Genomic DNA, 17634 nt, shown 5'->3' with positions numbered 1-17634 from the left:
GCTCGGTCACTTGCTTCACCGCCTCAGCTTTAAATTCCGCCGGGTATCTGACTCTCTTCATGACTAACTCTCCAGTTCAATTTCGACCTTAACAAGTGTCTATTGAAGCGGGTGAAGTCCATACTCATACTGCCTTAGAGAGCTAATAAGAAATGTTTTTGAGCACTCTGGGGCTACTGAGTGCTTCATCTTTGGGCAAAAATGGGCCAATGGGCAAGCAGAGATTGTCGTTGTGGATGCCGGGCAGGGCGTCTTGGCTTCATTGTCACCAACTTACCCAATTGAATCCGACAGAGAGGCGTTAGATTTTGCGCTTCGCCCAGGCGTATCGAGAACAACCAACTTACCTAAAGAGCAAAATATTTACGACAATTCCGGGTTCGGGTTGTATGTTCTTAGCTCGGTTGCAGCCAGTTTTGGATGGTTTGCTTTTGGCAGCGGCAATAGTCGAGTGATTGGTCACGGAAATATACAGCGTGAGCAACAAGACTTCTCATTTATGGGAACGTTTTTTGGCATGCGACTTAGATCATCGCCTAAAGATTTTCGCAATGTACTCAATGACGTTATAGAGGTTGGAGAAGAAGAAGCTCAAATGCAAGGAGTTTCTCGGCGCGCATCCGGCTTATCAAAAATGTATTAGGTCTAACTGTCGATTAATGGGAAATGAATGATAGGTATCCGGAAATCTGAAGGCTAGCTTCAATCTGTGGCCGTCTTTCGCTTTCGACCCAAAGCGGAAGTCTGCGAGTCCTTATCCACTGCCTGGAAGCAGGCATTCAAATTGGATCACCAAGCGACACAATCAACAGCCTTTATGCAGCGCTTCCGGTCAGTGCGAAGGTCGCCACATGTTATCGGCCACAATCAAGCGTTCGTTCAAGTTCTCAAAAGGTAAACGCAGTAAGCTCATGGGCGGTCGGTTTTCGCTTGGCCGCAAAGTTTGCGTAATTTGGACGATACAGAATAACGTGCGAGCCTGATCCCACTGCCAAAAGAATGAACTGCAATCCTGAACCGTCACCCATCGCGGAGAGTATTGCCAAGCGAGCACAGCGCGACATTGAATTTGTTTGTCGACAGCTCCTTCGATTCGCAAAAATGCCGATTGATGAGCATATGGCCTACCTGCGAAAGCATCCCAACGAGGCCTTTTGCCAGATTCCGCGTCCCGATGGAAAAGGGCACCTTCAATGCGGTGCCCTCGCCTGGGAGAAGCTAGGAACGCTCGCGGAACTCGCCCTTGACCTAGACCGCGGCCTCGGTCGACGTGTTGGTCGCCTGCGCGTAAGACACGCCATTACGGATGCCTTCGTAAAGCGGGTGTTGCAGGAGGCACGTGAAGTCAATCTGGAAACTGCGGTGCTACTGCTTCAGGACACTTTGGAAGCATTGAGACAATCCCTCGCTGTCACCGAGCACTATCTGCCGTGTGTGCTGTTTCCCGGTGGTGCTCCCGATGAGTTCAGCGTTGGTCCCGTTACCTTTACCCGAAGAGGCAAGTTTTTCAAGGACAGAAAGCCATTGCTCAGGCGCAGCGTCGAAGCGGAAACGGCAGCCCATATCGAGCGTATGAATGCGGCGCTAGCCACGGGATTTCCGTCAGAACGTGCATACAGCGCAGTCGAATCAATGCAACTAGTCCGCAGTTTACAAGCGCGCGCTATCAAGACCTATCGGGGCTATCCGTGGATCGCAAGCGTCAAGGTGACCGATTGCGACAAAGACACCTCCCAAGAGCGTGGTGCCCGAGCCGTCGAGATGGCGTTACATATTATCCGCGTCCTCTTGGGCGCTGAACCGACTCGGAAGCTTAGACTCGCGTGGTCGCGAAGCGATGCCCTGCGGACGGCTCATTTGTTCACTGATGCTCGTGGCGTGATTCAGGCGAGCATCGGCATGAACGCTTTTGGGCCTGTTGGCATGACAAACTGGCATGAAGCATTGATGCAAGGCGCATCAGAGCTATCGGTTCTCGGTTCAGCTTTGACACCGATCGTCGATCCGGTCGAAATCCATCACCTTCACCAGCGGCTGATCGACGCAATCAATTGGTTTGGAGACGCGGCTATGGATTCAAATGCGCCGTCAAGTATCGTGAAATACGTATCTGCAATCGAGCGATTGTTCTTCGGCAAATTCGAGTCAGGACGTACAAAAATATTTGCAGACAGGGTTAAGGGCGTCTTGGATGCGTTCGGCTGCGATGAGGATCGCCGTGTCTACGAGCAAGCTCTCGCCGTATATAAGACCCGTTCAGCCTTGGTGCATGGGGCACAATCGCCCTCTGACGATGAGGTGCGCGAAATGGTTTACCTTGCAGCAGCACTAAGTCGCCTGTGCCTCCTGTGCTCAGCGCAGTTTTACCCCATGATGTTGCAAGCATTCGGTAACCCAGACCCTGCCAAGTTGGAAGAAGGCATGAAGAGGATTAGCTGCGAAGGATTGGACTGGCTGGAGGAAGCTTCAGGCTGTCTCACATCTGTCAAACGTTGAACTCCCGTTGTCGTGCTCCTTGACCGACCACAATGAGTCCGCTACTGGCCCGGACTTGGCGCAGCAGTCGACCCATTGCGGTCCTCAGTGAAAGCAGATTCATCACCGCCTAGTAGTCATTCAGAGTCGGCGAATTTACCTACCTGATGGAGCGAACGGAAGGTCATGGACAATATGCGGGTAGTCTTTTGCTCAAGAATATAACCACTCGCCAAATGAATCGCACGTTCAAGAATCTTCGCAAGCCCTCAAACAGTATAAACAGTATTGAGGTGTTCAATAGCGTATGGGAAGAGCGCTTCGATGAAGCCGGCGTTGATTGGGAAGAATTGCTGAAGTCTCGACGCATTCTCATCGTGTCTGAGGCCGGTGCGGGCAAGACCTATGAGTGCGAGTCGAAGGCGAGGGAGCTATTTGCTCGCGGAGAGGCATCGTTCTTCTTGTCGCTCGAGAGCGTTGCATCCGCAGGCGTTGTCGCCACACTCTTCGGCGACGACCTGAAGCGCTTCACCGACTGGTTGGCCTCCTCATCGCAGATTGCCTATTTCTTCCTAGACTCTATCGACGAGCTTCAGCTTGTCCATCGATCGTTCAGGGACGCGCTGCGTCGATTCGCGCATGACATCCGGGGCGCGTTGGGACGGACGACTGTTGTGGTCACGGCTCGTCCGGTGCCCATTGATCGCCAGGCGTTCAAAGAGATCCTGCCCGTACCGGAACCTGTACGTGAATCCATCTCGCAAGATGAGTTCATCCGCATCGCGATGGATGGACCGAGCAAGAGCAATGATGACGCACCGCCCACTAGCCGCGAGGTGGAACTGTTGCCGCTCACTGGACCACAGATCGTCGAGTTCGCGCGCTCTCGGGGTATCGAGAATCCTGATGCCATGCTGGCTGCGATTGATGCCAAGCATGCACGCGAGTTCGCTCGCAAACCTCAGGACTTGATCGAGCTGTGCGACGACTGGCGTGGGCATGGCATGATCCGTGCCCACTTTGATCAGATTCAGAATCATGTGCGCGCCCGGCTGGCCGCTCGCCCTGACCGACGTGAGAAGGCTGACCTCTCAGCAGAAAAGGCACGAGTGGGCGCACAGCGGCTCGCGCTGGCCGTGATTTTGAGTCGGCGTCTGACCATTCGATACAGCGCAGGATCTGACGGTGACGAGATTGCTGCCGCGCCGATCGATCCGCGTGCGCTGCTATCCGACTATGGCGCGAATCAAGTCCTGGCTCTATTGGAGCGCCCCATATTTGTTGAGGGGGGATATGGTCGAGTTCGTTTCCACCATCGGTCGGTAATGGAGTTTCTGGCTGCGTGCCAAATTCATGAACTGATTGAGGCAGGGCTTCTCGCCCAATCGGCCGCTTGCCGCATGTTGTTCGGGCTCACTGGTGCGAAACAGACAGTCCTCAAGCCCTCGATGCGACCCATCGCAGGATGGCTCGGTCTCCTGCGATCCGACATGTTCGAGAGGGTCGTCAAGGTCGAGCCGGACGTGTTACTGACCCAAGGTGACCCGGAATCACTCACGGATCACCAGCGCGAGCGTGCATTGCTGGGTTTTGTAGAACGATACGGCCGGGGCCAGTGGCGCGGCCTGGAGGTACCGAATCTACAAGTTGCACGGCTTGCGCAACTGGCGCTTACCGCGACGGTGCTTTCCGCTTGGAGCAAGGGAGTCGAGGCTCCCGAAGTCCGAGAGCTGCTGCTCAGGCTGGTTAGCACGGGTCGACTGCAGGGCTGCGCAGAACTTGTCGCAAGCGTGGCAGCCGACACATCCTGCAGCGATCCCGAGCGATTCGAGGCGCTCATAGCCCTTGCAGCGCTGCGCGATGCACGCCTTGGGCCGATGGTTGATGCCATCGTCACACTCGCGTCCGGCTGGTCAGAGCGCCTTGCTCGCTGGGTCGGAACGATGATGTACCCGGAGCACGTCACAGAAGCTCAGTTGGTTCAGCTCTTAGCGAGGGTTCGCAGTGACTCCGGGCGCAGCGTGGACTATGCGGACAGCGTCGCCAGGGTGATCCAAAAGGCCGAGCTATGCCAAGACCGCCTTGAGGCACTGCTGCCTGACGTGCTTGTACTGGCGCGTGGCGGTCTACAGGCTTTGGATGAGGAGTTCCTCGACCGTGTAGGGCGACTCAAGATGTCGAGCATCCTGCGCTCCCTTTGTGTTCGGTTGCTCGAGCTCGGCAGCGTCAGCAACCTGCTCATCGATGCCTCAGTGCTTGCCATGCGTTCCGCTGACGCCTCTTCTGGCCTCAGGAAAGGCAACACAGAGCTTCGATCACTTCTCGACGCGCTGCCTGTCCCGTGGCGACGACGAGTCTTCGAAGCCGACTTGGCGTGCGTGGAGTCCCTCGGTGGCGACCGTACAGCCAGGTACCGCCTAGTTCGCATCGTCTACGAAGGGGCGTTGAACTACACGATGGACCGCGACGGCCAGTGGGTACTGGCTGCGCTGTCTGAGGTAGGAGCTTCTGCCGAACGTCGAGCTGTACTACTTCACTTGGCCGCACACCTCTACGCGACCGCAGGAAGTGCTGACGACGGCGTGGATTCTCTCGGCAATGCAGTGAGCGACTCAGATTCGCTGAAGGACGAGTTGAAGTCAATCGTTGAAGCGAGCAAGCCGAACGCAGAGTTTCTTAAGATGCAGGAGGAGCAGCGCAAGCGGCAAGAGCGTCAGGCCAAGAAGCACTCCGACGAGAGAGATGCATGGCTCCAGTTTTGGCGAGAAGTGGCCGACCAACCTGCATTGGCGCTTGGACCAGGTCGGATGAACAACACGATCTGGAACCTTTGGCTGGTCATGCACAAGGTCGATCACGCTGGCGGCGAGGGTCGATGGGATCGTGCGTTCCTCCGCGCCCACTTTGGAGGCGAGGTAACGGACAAGTTGAGGCGTGCCTTGATGACCTATTGGCGCGGTATGCACCCGACGATTCGATGTGAGCGTCGATTCGGTGAAGAAGGCACCTATCTCGTTGTCTGGACAATCGGTCTCATGGGCATCTACGCGGAGGCGGAGGACCCGCTCTGGGCGACAAAGCTCAGCCGTGAAGATGCCGCGCTCGCAGCTCGGTATTCCCTCCTTGAGATCAACGGCCTACCCGATTGGCTTGGTAGTCTCGCAAAAGCTTATCCAGCGGAGGTTGAGACCGTCATCGGCGCCGACCTATTCGATGAATTGCTCGATTCGGGTGGGAATTCGGGTTGGCACTCGATGGTGTTGCAGTCGCTGCGATATGGCACACCGGACGTGGCGTTGCTCTTTCTGCCCCGCTTGGTCGGCTGGCTTGCGTGGTCGGGCTCGGCTCTCATGCACCTACCGTACTCGCCCTCGAACGAACAGAAGCTTTCACAAGTGGTCCGCGTGTTGCTGGCGCATGCAGGTTCCGGGATCACGAGCCCACTGGAAGAGCTGGCAGTTGCTCGGGTACAGACTGCCGGAACCGGTCCCTACTTACTGTTCTGGCTGCCGGTCCTGTTTGCACTGGCACCCAAACGCGCCGTGGAGATGGTGCTTCCTATCCTGGCGACACTTCCTATCGAGCGGGAAGGGCCTGCAGTCCGAATCATTGGCTGTCTGTTCAACGAACGGACAGACAATGGCCCGACCGATTGGGTGGCGACGTTGGCTCCCGCCGATCTTCTACGGCTGACTCTCGAGTCTCATCGGCATGTCAGGTCGGAAGAGGATCTCGTCCACGACACCGTCTACACGCAAGGGCCACGCGACTTTGCAGAGAACGGGCGGCGGTACCTGTTCGATGCCCTTATGAAGACCAGTGGGCCTGAAGCACTCAGCGCAAAGCTGGCGCTCGCGGCCGATCCCCTCTTCGAGCGCTTGAGAGACCGCATCGCTGCACTGGCACAGGAGCGCCTTGCAGCGGAGCTCGACGCTAGCGCTTGGATGCCGGCCGAGATCGCCACACTGCTTACCGGCAAGGAGCTTTCACCCAAGACCGCTACTGACATGGCTCAGTTGCTGGTCGATCGCCTAGACGATTTGCAGGAACTAATGCTCCGCGACACCGGGCCACGTGCCGCTTGGGCGAAGGTCGACGACGAGAACACTTTGCGTCCTGCCATCGCCCATGTACTTGAGGTTACGTCCAAGGGCGCCTATACCGTGGACCAAGAAGCGGTCACTGCCGACGGTAAGGAGACGGATATTCGGTTGCGAGCGGTATCCGGATACCAGGCGACTATCGAACTAAAGGTTGGGGAAAAGGGTAGGTCCGCAAGGGAGCTGTGCGACACCATCGAAGTGCAGCTGGTCAAGAAGTACATGGCACACCGCGAGGCGCGGACTGGTTGCTTGATCGTCACGGTGTCAGATCCGGAACGGCGCTGGCAGCACCCGGATACGGGCGCCCGCATCGATCGGTTTGAGCTACAAGCCCTGCTTCAGTCGCGGGCGGATGCTGAGCAGCGACGACTCGGCGGGGAAGCCAGGGTACTCGCCCGAATACTTGACCTGGTGCCGCGACTGTCAACGGAGGCAAAGGAGGCAAGTGCGCCTCGATAATTGCTCAGCACAGTAGGAGAGGAGCTTTTCTGCGCTGGTCGTCACGCCGAAAGTGACGTACTGGAGAGAAATGGTGATTTGAGCTGCTTCATTGCAGTCACTGGTGAACGTCGGCAACTGGCCTTGGATTCAACCGGTCGATGCAACACACTAGAAACTGCGCAAGCAGAAGGAGTGTTGCAGATGAAACAAAGACCACGGATCTATTACTCACAGACTCAGAGAGCTTTGATGTGGGAGCGATGGAAGAAAGGTGAATCCCTCCAACAGATCGCCCAGTTGTTTGATCGCGATCACTCGTCGATTCAACGCATCCTGGCTGAGACGGGTGGCATACGTCCGCCAGAGCGACATCGTTCTCAATTGGCGCTGTCCTTAGCTGAACGCGAGGAAATATCTCGCGCTGTGGTGGCGGGTCAGTCAATTCGCTCAGTAGCAACCCTTCTCGGGAGAGCACCATCAACCATCAGCCGCGAGATCAACCGCAACGGTGGTGCCGGGTGCTACCGGGCAGCGCATGCAGACCAGGCGGCCTGGGATCGGGCACTTCGGCCCAAAACTTGCAAACTGGTGGAGAAGCGAAAGCTGGCCAATATCGTGGCAGGTAAGCTTCAATTGCAATGGTCACCACAGCAAATCGCTGGGTGGCTAAAACAGGCTTATGCGGATGATGAGAACTACCAAGTGTCACACGAAACCATTTATCGCAGCCTCTTCATACAGGCCCGTGGCGCTCTGAAGAAAGAGCTGCTGCAACATTTGAGGCGCACCAGGCCATGCGCCGGTCGCGTCATCACACACAAAAAACAGAAAATCACGGCAGGATCATTGGCGCGGTATCCATCAGCGAACGACCGGCCACCGTTGAAGATCGGGCAGTACCTGGGCACTGGGAGGGGGACCTGCTGTTTGGAGACCGCAATAGCCAGATTGCAACTCTTGTTGAACGTCATACACGCTATGTGATGCTGGTCAAAGTCGCCAGCCACGACACGGAAACGGTCATCAACGCATTAATCAAAAACGCTCGCAAGTTGCCTCAAGAACTCTACAAATCCTTGACTTGGGATCGGGGTCATGAAATGGCTGGCCACAAGCGTTTCACATTGGCCACAGACATCAGCGTTTACTTCTGCGATCCCCACAGTCCTTGGCAGCGTGGGAGCAATGAAAATACCAACGGACTACTGAGGCAGTATTTCCCCAAAGGGATCGATATCTCGAATTACACACAGACACAGCTAAATGCAGTGGCGAGGAAACTCAACGAGCGTCCAAGGAAGACCCTAAACTACGAAACGCCTGCTGAACGATTCAGCCAACTCGTTGCATCGACCGGTTGAATCCAAGGCCCAGAGCAGCCACACATCGCAGTTTCCTGAGCACCAACCACCGTGTCATTTCGGTCGATCAGCTTGCGAGCAGAGACCCTTGTTTACGACTTTAAAAACCGTCTCTAAAATCCAACAGCCCGTAAACCTGCATGAATGCTAGAGCTGAACGAAACAAATAAAGTCCGTCGGAAAAACATGGTTTATCTCATTGGTAAGTTCAATCACTGGAAAGTCCGTCGGGGTCCGACTTTCTTGTCACTCAACGAAGACCTTTGAAAATAAAGTCTGTCGGAGTCGCATCGCCTATCATTCGTGGGGGCCTAGACATGATCGCAATGTGATCTTCGGTGAGATTTTCGATCTGTGGTCGCCAAGACCCAATCACTCTGCGGAACTGGACTTCCCGAAGCGGCCGTTTGCTTATTGCACGCGTTTGTTATTCCGCTGACCGCAATCCGGAGGGTCAATCTGGAATTCAAATTTCGGGTTTCGACCAGAAGCCGACGGAAGTAGACATCGTCAGCAGCCGGCCTGCCAGAATCTAAGCGTGCCGAGCTAAAGTGAGGCTTCTCCAGCTCCTCCACCAGGCCTCGTGATCTTGAACTTAAAGATCGAGTCAAGCACCAAAAAAATCAGCTTCTCGAGCACAAGCCGAGAGCCCTCAGGCCCACCCAGCACTGCGGCCACGACGCCGACATCAAGGCTGCCCGCATCGAGCCGCTGCCTGAATTCCCGCCCAATCAACGTCAGGGCGAGTTGCAAGGAAACCTCCGCCTGCTGCGCGAGGCGCCGAGGCATCTTCGGCGAACAAGAGCTTCAGGCTCTGATGGATCGGGGCCGGCAGATCAGCAAAGCGAGCCAAGCGGTCAATCTCGGCACGAGACTCAGCCAGCAGTTTGTCCCAATCGTCCGGGGGATGGCCACTTTCCAATATTTTTTCAAACACCCGGTAAGCATCATCGCTGCTCTCGTAGGCGCGTTTTGTCTCTTCGTCGTTGACCCACGCGAGCACGATCATCTTACTTGGCGCATGAAACCGGAAGAACAGCCGGTACTGCTGGAAGAACTTAGCCCGAAACCAGTGTTTGTGCTCGTTGCCCAGGGTGCTACGCAATCCAATGGACTCCTGCAGTCGAGCGCATCGAGCCTGGGTTTGATGTCGGTCTGGCCCATCGACTCAAGCCGTCTAGGTTGAATGACTTGGCAATTCCAACAAGTACCGAACGGATGGCGCTAGCAAGCGCATCGATTGGTCCCTGGAGCCTCAAAGGCATGGTCATTTCAATCTGCACGCCGACGCCCCTTCGCCCTCTGTTGCAGATGTTCATGGGATCAGTAGCTGGAAATCGATTTCCCTCTACTTGCGTGTCAATGTCAAGAGCTGAAATCGCTAGAGCGATAGCTATCCGACGTGTACGACTCAACGCTGCCGCCATGCGGCGCTATCACGGCGATCGACGAACTCGCAACCGGATGCACGCGAATTCTGTAGTCGGTGTCTTCGACCTGAGTGTTTGTCAAGTCTACATAGACCTTGTAATGCTTTGCTGGATTGTTCATCGTTTTCTCGTTCCACTTACATGGTGGGAACAGTGCGGATCGTGTCGGCGCCAAACCAGCGTCCAAGAGTGGCGAGTGCCTCCAGCGAAAGTTGCTGGGTGAACAGTAGCGCGAGCCGCCGCTTCGGTCTGGAGCAGGCTACGTAAAACAGATTGCGATTTCGCTCGTACATCGCCGCCTTCCCCGCCGGAACTGCTTGGACGCTGGCAAGTTCCAACATCTCGCCGAAGTTGTACTGATTCCAGCCCCGTCCAATCACGACCAGCACATTCTCGAACTCTGCGCCTTTGACGCCATGCTTCGTCTCAAACGGCGAATGCCCGTCGAGATATTTGCGAAGCGCCTTAATTTCTGCGTAGGAAACCTCCCGCAACTTCTCCAACTCTTCCAGCGCAGGAGGCATTTCTTCTCCTGCGGTCTTGTCGAAGACGCGCAGCTCGCGCTCCCGCTTTTCAACCGCCTCTGGAAGTCTGGGTCGCCTCTGGGCATGCAGGTGGTCGATAATCTGGCCTACTGTCCCAGTCTCCCGCAGTGCCATCAGCTGAGTCATAGCACCATTCCAGGACGCCTTGTCGGCATGGCTGCGCAGCGAGGGCGGTGACCCTCCAAGTGCCTCGAACATCGCGCCAAATTTACGTGCTGCAAATGCGTCGCAGGCGGGCTCTAGTTCATCCACAAAAAAAGCGATGTGTGGATGTTCCTTTTTCGTGAACGCCTCGTTGTAGCGAAACGTGGCCGGCAAGCTTGAGTATCCCTGCTCGCTTGCCAACAGCCGATGCGTCAGCATGAGAATCTTTGTATGGTCGGGAGACAGATCCCAACCATCTTGCTCCAGGAGCGTTTTGACGCGCCCTAGAGTCGCATGACCGACGTCCGAAGGCAGGTCGCCGGCCCAGTGCGCACCTTTTTGACGTTGCCCCGGCCAGTCGTTTGTATGAAACACGTGCACCTGTCCGACTGCCTCGGGATCTTCCACGAATTGACGTAGTGCGGGGCGCATCCGGTTGAGGCAGTCGACCACGGTCTTGATCGATCGGAAATTAGCTTCCTTGCCGATCTCCGTGACCGCGGCATGCTCCAGCTTGCCGCATCCGGCACCATAAATTTTTTGCCAATGGTCTCCGAAGAACCCGAACAACGGTGATCCAGGTTGTCCCAGGAAATGAGTCTTGATCGCTTCAATCCAATCATTGTCGGTATCCTGGTACTCATCGACCAAAATTATCGGAAAGCGGTCCGCAATCATCCGGCGGAACTTCGCATGCTCCATCAGAGAGATCGTGAGTGGAAGTACGTCGTCATGGTGCAGAGAGACGCGGTCGTCGCGGATGGATCGATGACCGAGGCTGTACTCAATAGCGCGTTTCCCCAAACTACCGCCAGCTTCTTCGATCCGGTCCTTCCAGGCGGGCAGTGCTTCGACCAACGCTCTAAGTGGTTTCTGGAACCCACTGATCAGCGCCCAGCAGAAAGCGTGATTCGTCTCGCAGTAAATTAGCGGACTTCGATCCGTGCGTGCGGCGATCTCATTCCTGGCCACGTTGGTGAAAGTAATGCACGCGATCTGCTGGCTTCGCTTTGGCAGAGATTGGTGATTGCGTTCAATCAAGAATTGCAAGGCCTTGATCAAGGAGTAGGTTTTTCCGGCGCCTGCACCAGCTTCCAGGCGGAAGCTCTGGCCCACCTCAAGGCAGGCATACATGGCTTCGAGTGCACGCCGGCTCGCTGCGACCGCGGGCGAGTCGGCCTCAGTCATTGGTGGCTCCTTCAACATGCGCAGCAACTGTTTCGACGGCTATGGCGAGAGCTGAGTCGGGGACGGACCCATCGCCACCGGCCAGCCAGCGGACACCATCGAGGATATACGTCGGCGCGGTCCATTCTTTTTCCGCGATTGCATGCTTCAATGCAAACTCTGATTTCTTCAGTGCATCGGCCTTGCTTCGCGCTTCCAGTTCCAGCTCTTGCGGCGTCTTGGCGGTCAGCCCAAATAGCGTTGGATTCGCAAGAATGAACGCATCTTCGAACGTCCGCCCGCAGGGACCACCGATTTTCTCCGGGCATTGGTAGGCAATGCGGTTTCTTTTGTCTACCTTGTCTGCATTGCCCTTCGCCAGAAGACCTGCCAGCGTGAACGGGTCATCTTTGGAGAACCAAGCCTTTAAGCATGCATTGCTGGAATAGGCGCCCAGATGGACCGCGCATGCCGTTCCGCCGGGTTTCTCGACTGAATCCAGATCGGTGATGATCAAACTGCGGAGTTCGAGGAATTGAAGCAGATCGAAAAACAGGTGCGCATACGCGCCGCCGACTTCCATCACAGTCACGTACTGGCTGGACAGCTTGGGGCTGTCAGGTTCGGCTGCTTCAAGCTTTTCGATGATGACGGGCAGTAGCAGCCTCTCGCTCAGCCCTTCAACCAGCACGGCCTTGTCGGCGAAGAACAGATCGCAGCGCGTCAGCGTCATGTATTGGTGAAGGAATTTCTTGTCCGCCTCCGGTTTTCCCTTCAATCCTTTGCGCAAGTCCTTGATCTTGGTCTGCCGGACGCCTGTCGGCGCTCCCGGTACACCCGCTCCAAGAAAGTAGCGGATGCTTTCGAACCCTGCTTCGTTGGCTACATGTGAAGAATGGGTGGAAACCACAAATTGCACTGGCCACGGTGTCTTGTCAACTGTGCTGGCCACGAGTTGCTGCGCGATCTTGGTCAACTGGCGGATGAAGACCTCTTGCATCTGTGGATGCAGGTGAGCTTCTGGTTCCTCAATGAAGATCAGATGCACGCCTGGCTCCGTTGCCTCTGCACGAAAGGCTTTGTAGAACCCGGCCAGCTGCAGGAGAATGAAGATCAGGTTGCGGGCTCCCAAGCCGTTGTAGGACTCGGGTAATGTGATACCGCTATAACCTGCATAACGAACTTTGGTGAAATTAGACAGCAGTTTGCGGACGTCTAGGATGGTTTCCGTGTGCAGTTCCTGCCCGCCCAGACCGGGGTAGCCGAAGCTCTGCAGGGCGGGCACCAGGTTCTTAAGCTGACCGCTGAAATTCGTGTCAATCTGTGCCTGGATATCCTGAACGGCGCCCTTCAAGGCTTCGGCGATCTGTTTGTCTGCGGCATCAGCGGCCGGCGAAGACGCCGTCGCGAAAAGACTCTCGACGGTTTTGGCGAGCACGTCCGACTCACGCGACGTCACATCGTCCAAGCCACGCTGCGCATTGATGAACCCAGTTTTGACCAAGCCGCGCAATGCGCCGGCCTGCAGCTGTCGACGATTGCCTGGATCGCTGGGGTCTTCAGCCCATATCTTGACACCAAAATCACTTGGAATATGTTCTCGGAGCGAGCGAAAGAACGCGATGCGCGTTTCATCGTTTAGGGGCGTGGTTGGCTGGTCCTCGAAAAAGCGTCCCAACTGGCCGTCTTTCAACTCATAGGAAATCACCACCATCGCTTCAGTGCATGCTGCGTCCAGATCGATCACAAAAGGGCCCAGTGGACCCAGTTGCGGCTGAGTCGGGTCGTATTGGAGCTTCAATCGAAGCTCGATCGACGGAATGAGGGCACGAATAGCGTTGTCTTCTGCTTTTGCGTTTCTCGCATCGAGAGCCGCGCAGAAGCCGTCGTAACAGGCACTGGAGAAGTCTTCGAGTTGGAAGGCGGCCGCGCCATCGGCCAGCAGTCGGCGCATCACCTCGGATAAGGAAGTCTTGCCGCTGTTGTTTCGCCCGACGATGACCGTCGTCTGCTCCTCTAGGGCAAGTTCAACGTCCGCGAGGAGGCGGAAGTTCTTGATTTCGACGTGATAGATGTGCATTTTTCTCCCTATTTCGGCGTGGGTTTTACGAAATAACTCCTCCGCTCTTATTTGCACATTGTCACACTTTAGTGCGCCTATTAATGGGGTTTTGGTGGAATGCGCCTTGCACCAATGTATGAAATTGGTTTCATGTTTCTCTGGTTTTGAGTAAGAAATGCATAGCAGCTTCACGGATTTCCGTACGTTCCCCGGAGTTGCTGGGCCACACTGTCGACTGCACATTGAGTCCCGAATGGCGTCTCGCCCATTCAGCTTGCACATTCAGCGCTTCAGCTGGCCCAATGAATCTGTCGGACCATGGCAGAAGAGCTCACTTCGCCTGCTGTACCCATTGCTGTCGTTGTGTGCGGGCAGTTTCCAGATAGCTGACCTTGGACGGCCTTGGCAACCTTTCACTTCTGGATTTCGAGGTGGGCGAAAGCGGACATTCAAACTCGTGTAAACCCTTGCGCAATCTCACATGAACAACCAGGTCTGGAAAGTCGTTCCGCTGCTGATCGCGATCCCGCAATAACGCGCTCGTCCAGTTGTCATCCCACTTTTTTGCAACCCGACAAGGCGACGCATATGTCAGAAATCATTTATTGACACATTTTTATGTGTTTATGCATAATGTTCCAATGGAAAAACGCAACTCAAAATGCGACATCGCTCTTGCGGTGCGTCAAGCAAAGAACCTTGGTTTGACTCAATCTCAGATAGCAAATTATATAAATGCTAGTCAATCACAGGTCAGTCGCACGCTTTCTGGTCAATCTGTTCGCTCTTCAAAGGTACTTGAACGACTATGCGAATATGTATCTAGTGCAGCATCCAAAACACCAATCATGGCAGTCTCGCGAAACCACGATCTGATGGATGCCGTGGCAAGTACGTGGGACGGTACGCCTGGCCACGCCCAAGCAATGGCTACTGTAATCCGCAGCCTCGGTCTGCTGACGCCTAGAAAACCGATGTCATGAAAGGACCAGTATGAAGCTCGTTGCTCCACCCCCACTACCCGACGAATTGGCGGTTGGCTTTGCTGGTCGCATCCGAACTCTGAATGCCATTGAAACAGTCGCGCGAACACTGAAGGTCGTGCGCTCGGAATTTGGCGGAACGGACAGGGTGTCCAGCTTGTCTCAGTTGGCAGCAGCTTGCTCAAGTAGCACTGCATCATTCGCACTTGAACACTCGATGTTGCCATTGAGTCGAGCAGTAACGATTTATGTGGGCTCCAAAGCTGACGCTCGCGTGGCAGGAACGATGATGATTCGTCAAGGTCTCCTCAGTCTTCGTGAAAATGCGATGGCGTGCCCGTGTTGCATCGACGAAGATAGGAAAGAGAGAGGGTTCAGTTACTGGCGACGACGTCATCATCTGCCGGGGATCGATTGGTGTTTCTTGCACCAGATTCCGCTGCAGCAATCGCCAAAAAGCACATACCACGACCAACCATGGATGGCGCTTGGTCAAGTTGATACTTCGCGTCACACCGAGATCCAAGGCGAGATGAAGAACACCACGCTGCAGCGTCTGGCTCGGATCCAGGAACACTGGTTACAGATGCCGCACTCCATTCATGCAGGCGCGCTCAATTTGGTACTTAAGAATCGGTGCACCGAGTTAGATCTGCGTTGCAGTCAACATGGAAAGCGTCCGGTTATCAGTGACATTGCACTTGATGTTTTGCCCGAAAGCTGGATCAAACGTTACTTCCCTTCGTTGTTGGAAAAACGCAAAGGGGAGTTTTTACAAAAGATTGATGGTCCTGCTGTGGATCGCCATGTGGCCTACCCTTCGTTTGCCTGTGCTTTGGTTCTTTCCGTCCTATTTGACAACACACATGTGGCCTTCGAGCACATTGCCGCCGCCAATGAGCCGTATCTGCATCGGAACACCCCCACGTCTGAGACCGCAGCACATCTGGCCCTGCAGACCTTTCAACGTGGCATGGGTCTGATTGATGCATGCCTACGGCACGGTGCGGACCAGCGGGCCGTTGAGCGCTTGTTGCGGCTGGCCACGGGCAATCAGAGCGACGCCGAAGCTGTGCCAAAAGCAGCGCTTGCTGTTGCTGCATCTTGAATTCACATCAAGGAACGGTCGGACGCAAGTTCAGACTTGGCTTCGCAATATCTCCGGCAACGCTACTTGAACAGCGTCGATTGATCCGTGTTGGGCGTTCCGTTGCCCACTAACGCTGCCTGCAATGCAGCCACGGTACGTGGCCACCGGTCCAAGCGGCGCACCACGGTGTGCAATTCTGGAAGAGCGCAAAGGAGGTCGCGCATCGTCATTCGGTGGCTTGGTTGCTGTAGATTCAGTGCCAACGCAATGCGTTGCACAGCAAGAGAGCGGCTGATGTCCCGGTGATCATGCCGAACTTTCGCGTGATTTCCAGACCATTTTGGCCCTTCCAACACGGCAACTTGATCGCGCAGCCACTCTGCGTCATTGCGGTATAGCCAGGCATAGGCGGCAGGCGCCAGCTTTCGCAGTGAAAGTACGCCCAAGCCACCGGCATGCGATTGCAGCGTCAGCCATTCTTGTCGCTTCGCCTTTTGTCTTTGTTCGAATCGGACACGATGCCAGTGATCGCTCAGTCCTGGCTCAGTACGTAAAACTTTCGTCACCGTCACGACAGAAACCCTTCCCGACTGTGCAACCAACACCTTGTCCAAACCTTGGCGTAGCCCGTCAACCAAGGCGGCCAACATAGGTGGCTTCAGCAGTTTTGGTCGTCGCCGAGGTGCGATGTCCTCACGCGCTGCCCAGACTGCAACGGTCGTTGGATCAACGTTCAGTTCTCGCGCCACTGCCGTGGCGCTGATGGATCCACCACGTAGCTGCACCAACGCCTGCACGCGTCGTGGATCAACCGCAGGTCTTTTCACTTGCACGGTATGCTCCTGATCTGGTGGTTCTTGCCTGGCTTCGCACTGATCGTAGCCAAGAGCGAAATCTGTCCAATTGCCAAATAGCCAGTCAATCCATAGCAAGTACCGCAGGGGATGAGTCAGGGCCCGAGCGCCAAGCAGGTGTGTCAGTTGTGAATAAAGTAGGCTGCGATTGGCGAGGTCCGCACGAGTCCATATCTCTGCAAATATGCGCAGGTGACGCAACCCATCCTCCAGCAGTGGTCCCCAACGCACGCGACCGCTACTGCTTGCCCAACCGAGGACGATAAGCCTTGCTCGAAAAGTTTTGGACAGACGCACTGGATCATCAAAGCGACCTGCCGGTTCCGACACCATAGCGTTCGACCAGGCCGCCAGTCGCTTCAACGGTTCCAGGCTTCGCTCTGCGCCAATGACTGTGCTCAAGCTGCGGTGTTGATCTTGTAGTTCCGAAAATCCGGGCAGTACCCAATCAAACCGAGCAACCTGATGAATCTTCATGGATGAGGAAAGCAAGTGGAGACCGTGTTGGGCGCACGTCCACACGCCGGGTAGTTGTTGTTCCCTGTGCCAGTAAGCGACGCCGTGCACACGACGGTCTTCAGTCATACACGCTGAACAAGCCTTAAGTGGATGCTCAGCACCCCAGCTGCTGGTGAGCAAACCCAGCCGGTATTTCAAGGAGCCAATGCCAGGCCCGCGCATGGCGCTGATCGCGTCGTTTGCCACACGTAGCCCTCGAAATGGCAGATAAAAACGCAACAATGTGTGATCCAGAATAATCTCGTCGGCACTGCCCAAACGGCCACCTATGCGATCTACCAGATCGTCAACACGACCCGGTAGATCGTGCGCGCTACCGATTCGACGGTGGCCGAACAACTGCTGGCACGTGGATCTGCCAAGGCCGTTGGCCGTAAGTCGGTGGTAACGGCTGCACCAGCTAAATAGCGTTTCATCCGGCAACCACGTGAACAGCCCATCCATTAGCGGCCAACCCAAC

Annotated in this window: 10 protein-coding genes and 2 pseudogenes; 6 read left to right on the top strand and 6 right to left on the bottom strand. The window is 55.6% G+C overall.

Going from position 1 to position 17634, the window contains the following annotated elements; all coding sequences use genetic code 11:
* Positions 1-253 precede the first annotated feature (253 nt).
* The 4 genes and pseudogenes from HHJ17_RS11715 to HHJ17_RS11700 all read left to right on the top strand — a co-directional run bounded on the left by HHJ17_RS11715 (position 254) and on the right by HHJ17_RS11700 (position 8380).
* Positions 254-643, top strand: coding sequence for a hypothetical protein (locus HHJ17_RS11715; RefSeq protein WP_296505894.1), 390 nt, complete (start codon positions 254-256; stop codon positions 641-643).
* Positions 644-999: 356 nt separating this feature from the next.
* A complete protein-coding gene (locus HHJ17_RS11710) occupies positions 1000-2496 on the top strand; it encodes a HEPN domain-containing protein (RefSeq protein WP_296505892.1) in 1497 nt (498 codons plus the stop codon).
* A 215-nt stretch (positions 2497-2711) separates the two neighbouring features.
* Positions 2712-7037 carry an ATP-binding protein gene (locus HHJ17_RS11705; RefSeq protein WP_296502103.1) on the top strand — a complete coding sequence of 1442 codons (4326 nt, stop codon included), beginning with the start codon at positions 2712-2714 and terminating at the stop codon, positions 7035-7037.
* Positions 7038-7220: 183 nt separating this feature from the next.
* A pseudogene (locus HHJ17_RS11700) lies at positions 7221-8380 on the top strand (IS30 family transposase).
* An 865-nt stretch (positions 8381-9245) separates the two neighbouring features.
* Here HHJ17_RS11700 and HHJ17_RS11695 read toward each other — a convergent pair.
* From HHJ17_RS11695 to HHJ17_RS11685, 5 genes and pseudogenes are all read right to left on the bottom strand, one after another.
* A pseudogene (locus HHJ17_RS11695) lies at positions 9246-9476 on the bottom strand (type II toxin-antitoxin system YhaV family toxin); the annotation flags it as partial.
* A gap of 1 nt (position 9477) precedes the next feature.
* Complete coding sequence (locus HHJ17_RS18780) at positions 9478-9807, bottom strand: poly-gamma-glutamate hydrolase family protein (protein WP_366557539.1); 330 nt, start codon at positions 9805-9807, stop codon at positions 9478-9480.
* Positions 9746-9931, bottom strand: a complete 186-nt coding sequence (locus HHJ17_RS18775; protein ID WP_366557538.1) for a poly-gamma-glutamate hydrolase family protein — start codon at positions 9929-9931, stop codon at positions 9746-9748. The genes HHJ17_RS18780 and HHJ17_RS18775 overlap by 62 nt, the downstream gene beginning before the upstream one ends.
* A gap of 16 nt (positions 9932-9947) precedes the next feature.
* Positions 9948-11687, bottom strand: coding sequence for a UvrD-helicase domain-containing protein (locus HHJ17_RS11690; protein WP_296505889.1), 1740 nt, complete (start codon positions 11685-11687; stop codon positions 9948-9950).
* Positions 11680-13746, bottom strand: coding sequence for an ATP-dependent endonuclease (locus tag HHJ17_RS11685; protein WP_296505888.1), 2067 nt, complete (start codon positions 13744-13746; stop codon positions 11680-11682). The genes HHJ17_RS11690 and HHJ17_RS11685 overlap by 8 nt, the downstream gene beginning before the upstream one ends.
* Before the next feature lie 623 nt (positions 13747-14369).
* Here HHJ17_RS11685 and HHJ17_RS11680 point away from each other — a divergent pair.
* Positions 14370-14711 carry a helix-turn-helix transcriptional regulator gene (locus HHJ17_RS11680; protein ID WP_296505885.1) on the top strand — a complete coding sequence of 114 codons (342 nt, stop codon included), beginning with the start codon at positions 14370-14372 and terminating at the stop codon, positions 14709-14711.
* 10 nt (positions 14712-14721) lie between these two features.
* The gene (locus tag HHJ17_RS11675) at positions 14722-15819 is read left to right on the top strand and encodes a TniQ family protein (RefSeq protein WP_296505883.1); all 1098 of its coding nucleotides are present in this window, start codon (positions 14722-14724) and stop codon (positions 15817-15819) included.
* 62 nt (positions 15820-15881) lie between these two features.
* Here the strand turns inward: HHJ17_RS11675 and HHJ17_RS11670 are convergent, their stop codons facing one another.
* Positions 15882-17618: a TnsD family Tn7-like transposition protein gene (locus HHJ17_RS11670; RefSeq protein WP_296505881.1), complete on the bottom strand. Its 1737-nt coding sequence runs from the start codon at positions 17616-17618 to the stop codon at positions 15882-15884.
* Positions 17619-17634 lie beyond the last annotated feature (16 nt).

The organism is Rhodoferax sp. (genome assembly GCF_012927445.1).
Lineage (GTDB): Bacteria > Pseudomonadota > Gammaproteobacteria > Burkholderiales > Burkholderiaceae_C > Rhodoferax.
Note: the sequence above shows the minus strand (reverse complement) of the source record. Positions and strands in the feature narration are given on the sequence as shown.

Bases quoted from the DNA above. Each gene is read 5' to 3' on its own strand.
- HHJ17_RS11680 (WP_296505885.1), top strand. From the start codon at position 14,370: ATGGAAAAACGCAACTCAAAATGCGACATCGCTCTTGCGGTGCGTCAA.
- HHJ17_RS18775 (WP_366557538.1), bottom strand. From the start codon at position 9,931: ATGAACAATCCAGCAAAGCATTACAAGGTCTATGTAGACTTGACAAAC.
- HHJ17_RS11705 (WP_296502103.1), top strand. From the start codon at position 2,712: ATGAATCGCACGTTCAAGAATCTTCGCAAGCCCTCAAACAGTATAAAC.
- HHJ17_RS11670 (WP_296505881.1), bottom strand. From the start codon at position 17,618: ATGGATGGGCTGTTCACGTGGTTGCCGGATGAAACGCTATTTAGCTGG.
- HHJ17_RS11685 (WP_296505888.1), bottom strand. From the start codon at position 13,746: ATGCACATCTATCACGTCGAAATCAAGAACTTCCGCCTCCTCGCGGAC.
- HHJ17_RS18780 (WP_366557539.1), bottom strand. From the start codon at position 9,807: ATGGCGGCAGCGTTGAGTCGTACACGTCGGATAGCTATCGCTCTAGCG.
- HHJ17_RS11675 (WP_296505883.1), top strand. From the start codon at position 14,722: ATGAAGCTCGTTGCTCCACCCCCACTACCCGACGAATTGGCGGTTGGC.
- HHJ17_RS11690 (WP_296505889.1), bottom strand. From the start codon at position 11,687: ATGACTGAGGCCGACTCGCCCGCGGTCGCAGCGAGCCGGCGTGCACTC.
- HHJ17_RS11710 (WP_296505892.1), top strand. From the start codon at position 1,000: ATGAACTGCAATCCTGAACCGTCACCCATCGCGGAGAGTATTGCCAAG.